Below are 13162 nucleotides of genomic sequence, written 5' to 3' on the forward strand. Positions count from 1 at the left end.
GATTTTTAGCAGGAGCATCGGAAAAACAGCGTGGGTGTAGGTGAATGCTGACGCTGGCCATAGCCAACGTCAGCGGTACGGCGATTACTTCAGTGCAGCGAAGGCGCGTTCGGCAGCGTCCAGGGTCAGTTTCAACTCGGCCTCACCATGGGCGATCGAGGTGAAACCGGCTTCGAAGGCGCTCGGTGCGAGGTACACGCCACCTTCCAGCATCAGGTGGAAGAAGCGACCGAACAGTGCCGCGTCGCTGGCCATCACGTCTTCAAAGGTGACGATGTCGTCGGCGCCGCTGAAGTACAGACCGAACATGCCGCCAGCCTGGGTGGTCACGAACGGAATGCCAGCCGCATCAGCGCGCTGTTGCAGACCATCGAGCAGCCGCGTGGTGTAGTCAGTCAGCTCGGCGTGGAAACCCGGACGGCTGATCAGACGCAGCGTGGTCAAACCAGCGGCCATCGCCAGCGGGTTACCCGACAGCGTACCGGCTTGATATACCGGGCCCAGCGGCGCAATGCGCTCCATTATTTCGCGCTTGCCGCCGAAGCAGCCGACCGGCATGCCGCCGCCGATGATCTTGCCGAAGGTGGTCAGGTCAGGGTTTACACCGTAATAAGCCTGAGCACCGCCGAGGGCGACGCGGAAACCGGTCATCACTTCGTCGAAAATCAGCACCACGCCATGTTTGTCGCACAGCGAGCGCAGGCCTTCGAGGAAGCCCGGCGCTGGTGGTACGCAGTTCATGTTGCCGGCCACCGGCTCAACGATGATGCATGCCACGTCCTCGCCCACTTCGGCGAGCATTTTTTCAACGGCGTCGATGTCGTTGAACGGCAGGGTCAGGGTGTGTTTGGCGAATGCCGCTGGTACGCCGGCCGAGCTCGGCACGCCTTGGGTCAGGGCGCCGGAGCCGGCCTTGACCAGCAGGCTGTCGGAGTGACCGTGGTAGCAGCCTTCGAACTTGATGATGCTGTCGCGGCCGGTGTAACCACGGGCCAGACGGATCGCACTCATGGTCGCTTCGGTGCCGGAGCTGACCATGCGCACCATGTCCATCGACGGCACCAGCGAGCAGACCAGATCGGCCATCTCGGTTTCCATCGCGGTCGGCGCGCCGTACGACAAGCCGTGTTGCAGTTGATTGCGCACCGCGTCGAGCACGTCCGGGTGGCTGTGGCCGAGGATCATCGGGCCCCACGAGCCGACGTAATCAACATAACGCTTGTCGTCTTCATCGGTAACGTAAGCACCTTCAGCGTGCTTGAAGAACAACGGTGTGCCGCCAACGCTCTTGAATGCACGGACTGGCGAGTTTACGCCACCGGGAATGTGTTTCTGAGCATTGGCAAACAGGGTTTCGGAACGAGACATGATCGGGCTCTCAATCTTCAGGATTTGAACAATTCGTTGAATGCGCGGGCGCGGCGGGTCACTTCGGCGGTGCTCTCGGCACCGAACAAACCGTGAACCACGGCAAGCAGGTCGACGCCATGGGCCAGCAGCGGGGCGGCGTTGTCGAGGGTGATGCCGCCAATCGCGCAGATTGGCAGGTGCAACGTGCGCTTGGCTTCGTCCAGCAGGTCGAGGCTGCAGGTCGGCGCGCCGGGCTTGGTGTTGGAGTTGAAGAAGCGGCCGAAGGCGACGTAGCTCGCGCCTTCTTTGGCGGCTTGTTCGGCCAGCGCGATTTGCGCGTGGCAGGTCGAACCGATGATCGCTTTCGAACCGAGCAGGGCGCGGGTCGGCGACAGCGGGCCATCGGTCTGGCCCAGATGCACGCCGACATTGAGGCGTGCCGCCAGTTCGGCGTCATCGTTGATGATCAGTTGCGTTTTGTAGCGCTCGCACAGATCGCGCAGCGCTTCGGCCTCGCGCAAGCGGCGGGCCTCGTCGCTGCTTTTGTCGCGGTATTGCAGCAGGGTGACGCCGCCTTCCAGCGCCGCCTCTACATAAGACAGAAACTTGCCGGCCAGCAGCTCGCTGTCGGTAATGGCATACAGGCCACGTAGTTTCATCGGGCAGACCTCACGACGTTACGAGCAGAAATCCAGCGGCAGGCGACGCGGGACGAACTGGCCTTTGCCCAGTTGTTCGGCATCGCGCAGGGTGCGCCAGGTGTAATCGAGTGCACTGCGCACGGCGCTGGCGAGGTGTTCGCCTTGCGCCAGTCGCCCGGCCAATGCGCTGGCCAATGTGCAACCGGAACCGTGATAGCTACCCGGCAGACGCTGGCAGATAAAGGTTTCACGCAGACCGTCGCGGCTGTACACGCGGTTGTGGATTTCAGTTTCGTCGCCATGGCCGCCGGTGATCAGCAGGTTTTTGACGAACGGCAGGAGTTTTTCCGCACACTCGTCCGCAGTGCCCTCAGGCAGTTCGGCGAGGATGCGGGCTTCAGGAAGGTTAGGGGTGGCAATGATCGACAGCGGCAGCAGTCGCTCGCGCATCGCATAGCCGACCTCGTCCTTGCCCAGGCGTCCGCCGCCGCCGGCGCGCAGTACCGGGTCACAGACCACCGGCAAGTGCGGGTGCGCCGAGAGCAGTTCGACAACAGTGTCGACCATCTCCAGCGAGCCGAGCATGCCCAGTTTGACCGCTGCGACTTCGGAGTCGTTGAGCACGGCATTGGCCTGGGCCAATACCCACTCACGGTCGAGGACGCGGAAGTCAGTGACGTTGACGGTGTCTTGCACGGTCAGCGCGGTGACGGCCGGAGCCGCATGGCAACCCTGCGCGAGCAGAGCTTCGATATCTGCCTGCAAGCCGGCGCCACCACTTGGGTCGTGGCCGGAGAGACAGAGGACAACGGGGCGGGAGCTGTAGATATTCATGGTGCGCGAGCTTACCACCAAAGCTGATTTTCGGGTGTGGCTGGCGGAGCAAGATCAAAAGATCGCAGCCTGCGGCAGCTCCTACAGGAAACTCCAGATCAATGTAGGAGCTGCCGCAGGCTGCGATCTTTTGATCTACCTGACCAACCCAACAGCTCTAGTCCGCTACTTTGCTCTGGAACGCCCGTGCTAGAGCCTTTGTAGGAAAAATTTCAATGGTGCTCAATGGCCATCAACGGCTATGCTAGTCTGGATCCAAACCAATAACAGGTAATACCGGTTTTACGTCTACTCAAAGGGAATGGGGGGCTTCCTGACACAACCGGACGAGCCACGCTGGGGCTTCAATGCGCTATTTGCTGATGTTGCTGTTCTGCTTGCCCCTCATGGCGAGCGCCGTCGAATTCGACGAATTTACCCAGAGCCTGCCTCTGGGCCGGTCGCTGCAAGTGTTCGAAGACCCGAGCGGTCAGGCGAACATTGCCGATGTTCGCGCGCAGGCTGCCGCCGGCAATTTCAAACTTCACGATAAAGCCACGCTCAATGCCGGTTACTCACGCTCGGCGTTCTGGCTGAAGATCGACCTGCATTATCGTCCGAGCAATCCCGCTGCCCAGCGCACCTGGTTGCTGGAATTGGCTTATCCGCCGCTTGATCACCTCGATTTGTATCTCGCCGACGCCAATGGCGATTACCGCCTCGCCCGGCAAACTGGCGATGCGCTGCCGTTCGCCAGTCGTGAGATCCGCCAGAACAATTACCTGTTCGACCTGGCCTTTGAACCGGATCAACAGCAAACCGTTTATCTGCGACTTGCCAGCGAAGGCTCGATCCAGGCACCGGTAACGTTGTGGTCAAGCACCGCCTACCTCGAGGACCAGCCGGTGCGGCTGTATGTGCTGGGCATCATTTATGGCGTATTGCTGGGGATGGTGGTCTACAACCTGTTCATCTACCTCAGCGTGCGCGACACCAGCTACCTCTATTACATCTTCTACATCGCCTCGTTCGGCCTCTATCAACTGTCGGTGAACGGTGCAGCGGTCGAATACTTCTGGCCGAATAACCCTTGGTGGGCCAACGCCGCGACGCCGTTTTTCATCGGTTGCGCCGGCCTGTTCGGTAGTCAGTTCGCCCGCAGTTTCCTGCAGACCAAAAACCACAGCCGCTGGCTTGATCGCTTGCTGATTGCACTGATCGCGTTCGGCGCGCTGGTGGTTGGTTTGTCGCTGATGACCAGTTACGCGTTGTCGCTGCGTCTGGCGACGATACTGGCGCTGACCTTTACGGTAGTGATTTTCGCCGCCGGGATTCTGGCCTGGTGGCGCGGCTTGCGTGTGGCACGGTACTTCATCATTGCCTGGTCGGCGTTTCTGCTCGGCGGCATCGTCAACACGCTGATGGTGCTGGGCTTGCTGCCGAACGTGTTCCTGACCATGTACGCCAGTCAGATCGGCTCGGCCATTGAAGTGGCGCTGCTGTCGCTGGCACTGGCCGACCGCATCAACGCGATGCGCGAGCAGCAGGCGCAAACGCTTTACGACGCCGGGCAGAAACTCGAAGTGCTCAACCAGCAACTGGCCCACAGCAACAAGCTCAAGGATGAATTCCTCGCGACCCTGACGCATGAACTGCGCACGCCGATGAACGGTGTGATCGGTTCGCTGGAACTGATGCAGACCGTCGATCTGGATCCGGAGCTTGAGCAATATCAGCAAACCGCCGCCGGTTCCGCGCGGGACATGATGCGCATGGTCAACGGCATCCTCACCCTCACCGAATTGCAGGCCGGCAAGCTCAAGGCCGCGCCGGGCATTTTCAGCCTGCGTGCGGTGGTCGAGGCGTTGCGCGTGCAGTTCGATGGCAATGCGTCGAGCAAGTCACTGGACTTCAAAGTCGAGGTGCTGCCGACGCTGCCGGATCGCCTGCACGGCGACAGCGCCAAACTGGCGCAATGCCTGGAATGCCTGTTGGACAACGCGATCAAGTTCACCCGTGTCGGCGGGCTTGCGCTGCGAGTAACCGGCAAACCGTCGACGGGCAATCGTCTGGCGCTGTCGTTTGCGGTGATCGACACTGGCATCGGTTTTACCGATCTGGGCGAAGCGACGATGTATCAGCGATTTTTCCAGCTCGACGGTTCGATGACTCGTGAATACGGCGGCCTCGGCGTTGGTCTGGCGATTTGCCGACAGTTGGTCGAGCTGCTCGATGGCAAACTCACCCATCGTTCCGAACCAGGCAGCGGCAGCCGCTTTCAGCTGGATGTCGAGTTCGAACTGCCGGTGGTTGAATCTGCGCCGATTTCTGCGTCTTCGCGTGATTGCGTGCGTGCACCGCAGGACTGCACGGTGTTGCTGGTGGACGACAACAGCGTCAACCAATTGGTGATGCGTGGCATGTTGCTCAAGCTTGGCTTTCGCGTGCGTACCGCCGACAACCGCGCGACTGCGCTCGATTGTCTGCAGCGTGAAACGGTCGATGCGGTGCTGATCGATTGCCAGTTGCCGAGCCATGAGGGCGCTTCGTTGTGCTGCCAGATTCACGCATTGCCGGGCTGCGCCAATCTGCCGGTGTTCATGCTGGCGTTGAACGCTGATCGTGAGCTTTGCGCAACGGGGGCTGCAATCGACTACCTGAGCAAACCGGTGAAATTCGAAGATTTGCAATCCGCGCTGGAACGCCGGGTTCTGTGCTGTTAATAGGGTAAAAGCGCCGCAAATTCGGCTGGTATGACACTTTGACCGCTTGCGGTGCGGTGCTTAACTGAGTTCCTTGGTTGCCCAAAGGAGCCCCGTCATGAACCTGCATCAGTTCGCCGAAACCCACGAAGTCACCAACCAGCCGCCGTCGCTGGACGGCACCAACCTGTACCGCATCGACCTGCCATTGCAGGAATGGTCGCGCCGGTTTGGTGCCGGTTGGGCCGAATCGCGGATCGATGCTTACGGCGCGCTCGCCGGCGGGCCGCTGATGGAAGCGGGGTTCCTCGCCAACCAGAACAAACCGGTATTTGCCAGCCACGACCGCTACGGCCATCGCATCGATCTGGTGGAGTTTCATCCCGCCTATCACGAACTGATGCGTACGGCGATCGAGCATGGCCTGACTTCGCTGCCATGGGCGCATCCACAGGATGGGGCCCACGTCGCTCGCGCCTCGATGACTTATCTGCACAGCCAGGCCGAGGCCGGCAGCGGTTGCCCGTTGACCATGACCTTCGCCAGCGTGCCGGCCTTGCGTTTGCAGCCGAACATCGCTGAGCAATGGCTGCCGAAAGTCCTCGCCAGCGAATACGACCCGCGCAACGTCGGCATGGCGCACAAGTCCGGCGTGACCATCGGCATGGCCATGACCGAGAAACAGGGCGGCACCGACGTGCGCGCCAACACCACCAAGGCTTATCCGGTCGGCGCCAGCGGCCCGGGGCAGGCTTATGAGCTGGTCGGGCACAAGTGGTTCTGTTCGGCGCCAATGTGCGATGCGTTCCTCACGCTGGCGCAGACCGACAAGGGTTTGAGCTGCTTCCTGCTGCCGCGCCATCGCCCGGACGACACGCGCAATCAGTTCTATATCCAGCGCCTGAAAAACAAACTCGGCAACCAGTCCAACGCCTCCAGCGAAGTGGAGTTCCGTGGCGCACTGGCGTGGATGGTCGGAGAAGAAGGGCGCGGCGTGCCGACCATTATCGAAATGGTGGCGATGACTCGCTTCGATTGCATGGTCGGATCCAGCGCGTTGATGCGTCAGGCGCTGACCCAGGCCAGCCACCACTGCGCGCATCGCAAGGTCGGCGGCAAATTGCTCAGTGAACAGCCATTGATGCAGAACGTGCTGGCCGATCTGGCCCTGGAAAGCGAAGCCGCGCTGGCCCTGAGTTTGCGCATGGGCAAGGCGCTGGATCATTTGGATGATCACCACGAAGCGCAATTTGCCCGGCTGGTGACAGCGGTGGGCAAATACTGGATCTGCAAACGCGCGCCGGGGATGATCAACGAAGCGGCGGAATGCATGGGCGGTGCCGGGTATGTCGAGGACAGCATCCTGCCGCGTCTGTACCGCGAGGCGCCAGTGAACTCGACGTGGGAAGGCTCGGGGAATGTGCAATGCCTGGATGTGCTGCGCGCGTTGTCGAAAGAACCCGGGGTGCTGGATGTGTTGTTCAGCGAACTCGGTGATGGGCATGGCGATAAGCGGCTGGCTGCGCATATTCAGCAATTGCAGGCGCAGTTCAAGGACACCAGCGACATTCAGTACCGGGCGCGGCAACTGACCGAAGACATCGCGCTCGGTTTGCAGGCCAAGCTCCTGTTGGAGGCCGGCAACTCGGTGGTCAGCGACGCGTTCATTGCCAGTCGCTTGAGCGGTGGCGGCCGAGTCTACGGCGCCTTGCCGCGCGGCCTGGACGTCGAAGCCATCGTCACCCGCTCAACCCCACAGATTCTCTGACCCACCACATATCCCCTGTAGGAGCTGCCGAAGGCTGCGATCTTTTGATCTTATAAACAGCAAGATCAAAAGATCGCAGCCTTCGGCAGCTCCTACAGGGATCGTGGTGGCCCATATATTGTGCGGTTGCCAACATGCCACTGTTCCCGTGACGCGACGATGCAGGCAAGATGAAGCTCTGCAAGTCAGAACACAGGAAGCTGATCGTGACCGAAGCGTTTATTGTCGTTCAAACCGCCGAACAAGCCGTGGATCGTCTGGCCGAGTTGCATGAGCGGGCCACCACTGCGCTGAACTCGGCGCTCAAGCGTTACCTCAAGGATCGCGTCGAGCCCGACGCTGCGCAGCGTGCTCTGTTTCGTTATCCCGAACTGCGTCTGACCTATCACTGCCAGGGCGAAGTCCCGCAGACCACCCGCGCTTACGCCAAGGTGCAATTGCCGGGTACCTACAGCGTCACCGTCACCCACCCGGCGGCCTTCCGCAAATACCTGCTCGAACAACTGACGCCATTGATGCACGACTTCACGGTGACCGTGGAAGTCGGTGTCAGCCAGCAGAACATTCCGTATCCGTACGTGGTCGAGCAGGGCGATGAACTGGCCGGCTCCGGCGTCACCGCTGCCGTGCTGGCGCGGGTGTTTCCGAGCACCGACCTGTCTGCCGCCACCGATGGCATCGCCGACGGTCTCTACGACTGGGAAAATACCGATCCGCTGCCGCTGGCCTTGTTCGACGCCGCACGTGTGGATTTCTCGCTGCGTCGCCTGGTGCACTACACCGGCAGCGACTGGCGCCATGTGCAGCCGTGGATTCTGCTGACCAACTATCACCGGTACGTCGACCAGTTCATCGTCCATGGTCTGGAGCAGTTGCGCAGTGATCCGCGTTTCGTGCGTATGGTGTTGCCGGGCAATGTGATCATCGAGAAGGGCATGGATCACGGCGAAGCGTCGGCGATTGCTGCCGGTGTGGTCTGGCACCGTTACCAGATGCCGGCCTATCATCTGATCGCCAGCGATGGCCACGGCGTGACCTTGGTCAATATTGGCGTCGGCCCGTCCAACGCCAAGAACATCACCGACCACCTCGCGGTGCTGCGTCCGCATTGCTGGCTGATGATTGGCCACTGCGGCGGTTTGCGTCAGTCGCAGACCATCGGCGACTACGTGCTGGCCCACGCTTATATGCGTCGCGACGGCATTCTCGACCGCGTGGTGCCGCCGAACATTCCGATCCCGGCCCTGGCCGAAGTGCAAATGGCGCTGCAGCAAGCAGCGGCGAATGTCACCGGCGAGAAGGGCGATGACCTGAAAAAACGCCTGCGCACCGGCACCGTGCTGACTTACGACGACCGTAACTGGGAATTGCGTTGGGCGCAGGAACGGCCGTTGATCAACCTGTCTCGTGCGGTCGCGGTGGACATGGAAAGCGGCACGATTGCCGCGCAGGGTTATCGCTTGCGGGTGCCGTACGGCACGTTGTTGTGCGTCTCGGATAAACCGCTGCACAGTGAAATCAAGCTGCCGGGTTCGGCCAACGCCTTCTATGAACGCGCGGTCAGCCAGCACTTGAAGATCGGCATCGAAGCGGTGGACCTGCTGCGCACCGAACTCAACTCGCTGCACTCGCGCAAACTGCGCAGCTTCGACGAACCGCCGTTCCGTTAACGGTTAGTCGTGGCCATTTGGCGGTCGGGGCACTAGCATTGTCAGCCCTGATCGCTAAATATTTTTTCTCCCTATGTCCCGTCCCCCGCGTCCACCTTCCCGCCGTCCCGGCGCGAAGCCTCAGTCTTCCTCGCCGCGTCGTGTTGCCAAGGCACCCCCGGCCGAGCCGAAGCTGATTCTGTTCAACAAACCGTTCGATGTGCTGACGCAATTCAGCGACGGCGAAGGGCGAGCGACGCTCAAGGATTACATCGACGTGCCTGGGATTTACCCGGCCGGACGCCTTGATCGTGACAGCGAAGGGTTGCTGCTGTTGACCAACGACGGGCAGTTGCAGGCGCGCATTGCTGATCCGAAGCACAAGCTGGCAAAGACTTATTGGGTACAGGTCGAAGGGGTGCCGACGGCCGAGCAGTTGCAACGTCTGCGTGACGGCGTCGAGTTGAACGACGGCATGACCTTGCCGGCCGAAGCGCGACAACTGGATGAGCCACAGTTGTGGCCGCGCAATCCGCCGGTACGCTTTCGCGCGACCATACCGACGTCATGGCTGGAGTTGGTGATTCGCGAAGGGCGCAACCGTCAGGTGCGGCGCATGACGGCGGCAGTCGGGCTGCCGACGTTGCGGCTGGTGCGGGTCAGGATTGGAGACTGGACGATCGAAGGCCTCGATCAGGGCCAGTGGAAAGAAGTGCCGGCGCGCTTATAGAGCGCCGGATTCGATCAGGCCGATCACCACACTCTTGATGATGAACGCGGCCACGCCCAGGCCCAGCACGAAGAACAGAATGAACGAGCCAAAGCGCCCGGCCTTGGACTTCTTCGCCAGATCCCAGACGATGAAACCCATGAAAATGATCAGGATGCTGACCAGACCGGTCATCATCCATTCTTCTAATAATGCTGGATCCATTGGGTTTCTCCGGCGCGCGCGGGGCTAAAAGGGCGCGGCGAGTATACGCCAAGGTGTGTGGGGTGGCATTGATCTGGGTCTGATCCGAAGCCTTTGCCCTCACCCTAGCCCTCTCCCAGAGGGAGAGGGGACTGACCGGGGGATGCTTGAGAACTACACCGACTTGGTCCAGATGTTGTGAATCCATAATCGACTCAATCTTTCAGGTCGATGTATGACAGCAGACACCTCGGTCGGCCCCCTCTCCCAGAGGGAGAGGGGACTGATTGGGGGATGTTCAAGGAATACGCCGACCTGGACGTTTTGTTGTGAATCCATAATCGACTCAATCTTTCAGGTCGATGTATGACGCCAGACACCTCGGTCGGCCCCCTCTCCCTTTGGGAGAGGGCTGGGGTGAGGGTGCCTTTGATCAGTTGCGCAGGTGGGTCAAGGGCAGTTCAGTGCTGTTGAGCACCTGATTCAGTACGAAGCTCGAACGAACGCTGGTCACGCCCTCAATCCGTGTGAGGTGCCCCAGCAACAGCTTCTGATAATGATCCATGTCCGGCACTACCACTTTCAATTGGTAATCGGCATCCACACCGGTCACCAGACTGCACTCCAGCACCTGCGGCAACGTGCGAATTGCCGCTTCGAAATTCTCGAAACGCTCCGGCGTATGCCGATCCATTCCGATCAGCACATAAGCGGTCAGGCTCAGCCCGAGCATCTTGCGATCGAGCAGCGCAACCTGGCGCGAAATGTAGCCATCGTCTTCCAGTTGCTTGACCCGACGTGAGCAAGGCGAGGGCGACAGACCGATGCGCTCGGCCAACTCCTGGTTGGAGATGCGGGCGTCGCGCTGCAATTCCGCCAAAATGCTCAGGTCGTAACGGTCGAGTTTGCTCATCAATCTGTCCTTGGTTGTAACTATTGCGGCGGATTATCTATCCAGGGTTAAAAATTGCGCAAGTAGAGTTTATTTCAGCAATCTTCGCAATCATCTGTCGCGGCCTCAGGCCTATTCTTATCACCAGAATCACTGCTCGGTAACACAGTCCACGCGGCCCGCCCTATTCGGCCTGCCGCGGCCGCCACCCCCACCGGGGTTGTGCCGGCCCCCGAGCTGCACACTGTCCAGAAGACGGCGTGAGGTGAGCCGACGTCAAAAGCGTCGAGCCAGGACGAAGTTCTCTAAAGGGAGGCCGACGGGTCTCCCTTTTTTCTTGCCTGCGATTTCATGTGGCGGCGCTCAATAAATAAGTTGCGCGACTGATAACCTGTTGCAGAACCCGGTGTGTGTATTGCCGGTCTTAGTGACAAGCCCTCTTACATTTACAGGCCCCGCAGTGAGAAAAAGCATGAAGTCGCGCATTTGGCGTCTGGCCGGTGTTGGTTTGCTGTGTGTGAGTGTCAGTGCGCAAACGCTTGCTGACGAGCCGCAGAATCGTGGGCCGGATGGCGGTGGCCACGGGCAGGGCCCTCAGGGCGGCAATCAGGGCCATGGCGGTAACAATCAGCCGCGTCCGCAGAACAATCCATCGCAGAATTCGCCGCAACAGAATCAGCCGCGCCCACAGAGCAACGAGATCATTCGAGGCGACAACAGTCGTCAGTTCGAGCACAACGGCAACAACAATGGCCAGTGGCAAAACCACGATCAGAACCGGCCGGCCTACAACCCCAACCCGGTGCGGCAGCCGCCACCGCCGCCGCAAATGCCGGCCAACAGCCTGCCGATCCAGCCTCGGCCCGACGCCGTACGCCAGACTCAGGAGCCGCGTCAGGGTTACTACCGCGACGAGCGTCCGCAGAACGGCTACAACAATCAGCATTGGCAGACCAACAACCGACCCAACGACAATCGCTGGCCGGGACGCCCGGACGGGCACGGCAATGGCTGGGGCCCCGGCCCGCAATATCGGCCGGGGCATGTGATCGACCGCTTCCCGGATCGCGACTATCGCGTGCCATATCGCGGTCAGGATTACTTCTTCTCCGGCGGCTACTGGTATCGCCCGCAAGGCCCACGCTACATCGTCGTGCAGCCGCCGCGCGGGATTCGCATTCAGTATCTGCCGGACTACGCCCGTGAAGTGTGGATCGGAGGTTCGCTGCTGTTCCTCGCCGCCGGTTCCTACTATGCCTATCAGGAAGCGACGCAGGATTACATCGTGGTCGAACCGCCGGTTCAGCAGCAGCCGCAACCGCAGTCTCAAGGCTATGACGTTGAAGCGTACCCGGCCAACGGCCAGTCGCCGGAACAGGTGCAGCAGGATGGTTACCAGTGCTACCAGTACGCGGTGCAGCAAAGCGGTTTCGACCCGCGCACCGCGACCTATCAACCAGCGCCCGAAGTGGTTCAGGCGTACCGCCAGGCTCAGGGCAATTGCCTGAGCAGTCGCGGTTATCAGGTCAGTTACTGAGCCCGAGCGGCCAGCACCACTTCCTGCGGGTCGGCGTGCACCAGCACTTCGGCGCGCGGGTAGGCTTTGTGGATGGCATCGGCGGCTTGATCGCTGATGCCATGGGCCACTGACAGGGTCAATTCCCCCGGCAATTCCAGGTGCAACTGCACGAACCAGTGGTTGCCGGAGATCCGCGTGCGCAAGTCATGCGCGCCCAACACCCCCGGCACGCTGCAGGCCAATTCGAGCATGTGCTGACTGACATCCGCCGGCAGTTCTTCATCCATCAACACCGAAAAACTTTCCCGGGCGATCTGGATTGCACTCCACAGAATGTACGCGGCAATCCCCAGACCGAACCAGGCGTCCAGTTGCTCAAAACCAAACCCGGCCAAAATCAGCGCAATCAGAATGCTGCCGTTGAGCAACATGTCCGAGCGATAGTGCAGCGAATCCGCGCGCACGGCGTTGGAGCCGGTCTGCTTGATCACCCGATGCTGCAACACTAGCAACGCCGCCGTCAGCAACAGCGAAAACACGATCACACCGATGCTCAGCCACGGCGCCCCAAGTGGTTGCGGATCGTGCAGTCGCTCGTACGCCTGAAACGCGATCAACAGCGCACTGCCACCAATGAACAGCGCCTGCGCCATGCCCGCCAGGGATTCCGCTTTGCCGTGACCATAACGGTGATCGTCATCGGCCGGGCGCAGCGCGTAATGCACCGCGAGCAGATTGAGCATCGAGGTGACGCCATCCAGCGCCGAGTCGGTGAGGCCGGCGAGCATGCTCACCGAACCGCTGAGCCACCAGGCGATGGCTTTGGCGACGATCAGCGTGCAGGCGACCGCCACCGAGGCGCGGGTCGCCAGCCGCAGCAGGCGAGCGTGTTCGGGGCTGGATGTCATTGAACGT

The 13162-nt window shown here is 60.8% G+C and carries 11 protein-coding genes; 5 read left to right on the top strand and 6 right to left on the bottom strand.

What is annotated here, in order from left to right:
• Positions 1-84 precede the first annotated feature (84 nt).
• Genes hemL through CQ009_RS19575 form a run of 3 tightly spaced genes read right to left on the bottom strand, consistent with a single transcriptional unit; the run spans position 85 to position 2825 of the window.
• On the bottom strand, positions 85-1368 hold the full coding sequence (gene hemL, locus CQ009_RS19565) for a glutamate-1-semialdehyde 2,1-aminomutase (protein WP_038361864.1): 1284 nt from the start codon (positions 1366-1368) through the stop codon (positions 85-87).
• 17 nt (positions 1369-1385) lie between these two features.
• A complete protein-coding gene (gene thiE / locus CQ009_RS19570) occupies positions 1386-2009 on the bottom strand; it encodes a thiamine phosphate synthase (protein WP_105708276.1) in 624 nt (207 codons plus the stop codon).
• 18 nt (positions 2010-2027) lie between these two features.
• Complete coding sequence (locus tag CQ009_RS19575; protein ID WP_007909650.1) at positions 2028-2825, bottom strand: hydroxymethylpyrimidine/phosphomethylpyrimidine kinase; 798 nt, start codon at positions 2823-2825, stop codon at positions 2028-2030.
• A gap of 347 nt (positions 2826-3172) precedes the next feature.
• Between CQ009_RS19575 and CQ009_RS19585 the strand changes: the two genes are divergently transcribed.
• From CQ009_RS19585 to CQ009_RS19600, 4 genes are all read left to right on the top strand, one after another.
• Complete coding sequence (locus CQ009_RS19585; protein ID WP_105708280.1) at positions 3173-5527, top strand: hybrid sensor histidine kinase/response regulator; 2355 nt, start codon at positions 3173-3175, stop codon at positions 5525-5527.
• A gap of 97 nt (positions 5528-5624) precedes the next feature.
• Positions 5625-7274: an acyl-CoA dehydrogenase family protein gene (locus CQ009_RS19590; protein WP_105708282.1), complete on the top strand. Its 1650-nt coding sequence runs from the start codon at positions 5625-5627 to the stop codon at positions 7272-7274.
• A gap of 170 nt (positions 7275-7444) precedes the next feature.
• Positions 7445-8944 (top strand): AMP nucleosidase, encoded by a 1500-nt coding sequence (gene amn, locus CQ009_RS19595; protein ID WP_161806656.1) that lies wholly within the window; start codon positions 7445-7447, stop codon positions 8942-8944.
• A 73-nt stretch (positions 8945-9017) separates the two neighbouring features.
• Complete coding sequence (locus CQ009_RS19600; RefSeq protein ID WP_064390726.1) at positions 9018-9653, top strand: pseudouridine synthase; 636 nt, start codon at positions 9018-9020, stop codon at positions 9651-9653.
• Here the strand turns inward: CQ009_RS19600 and CQ009_RS19605 are convergent.
• Positions 9648-9857, bottom strand: a complete 210-nt coding sequence (locus CQ009_RS19605) for a DUF2788 domain-containing protein (RefSeq protein ID WP_007909655.1) — start codon at positions 9855-9857, stop codon at positions 9648-9650. The two genes, CQ009_RS19600 and CQ009_RS19605, sit on opposite strands and share 6 nt — an antisense overlap.
• Positions 9858-10269: 412 nt before the next feature.
• Positions 10270-10749, bottom strand: a complete 480-nt coding sequence (locus CQ009_RS19610) for an Lrp/AsnC family transcriptional regulator (protein ID WP_008081091.1) — start codon at positions 10747-10749, stop codon at positions 10270-10272.
• Between the two features lie 451 nt (positions 10750-11200).
• Here CQ009_RS19610 and CQ009_RS19615 point away from each other — a divergent pair, with 451 nt between their 5' ends.
• A complete protein-coding gene (locus CQ009_RS19615; protein WP_105708284.1) occupies positions 11201-12265 on the top strand; it encodes a DUF6515 family protein in 1065 nt (354 codons plus the stop codon).
• Here the strand turns inward: CQ009_RS19615 and CQ009_RS19620 are convergent.
• Positions 12259-13155 (bottom strand): cation diffusion facilitator family transporter, encoded by an 897-nt coding sequence (locus tag CQ009_RS19620; RefSeq protein ID WP_064392286.1) that lies wholly within the window; start codon positions 13153-13155, stop codon positions 12259-12261. The genes CQ009_RS19615 and CQ009_RS19620 overlap by 7 nt on opposite strands.
• Positions 13156-13162 lie beyond the last annotated feature (7 nt).

Origin of the sequence: Pseudomonas sp. MYb2 (assembly GCF_002979955.1) — a bacterium.
GTDB lineage: Bacteria > Pseudomonadota > Gammaproteobacteria > Pseudomonadales > Pseudomonadaceae > Aquipseudomonas.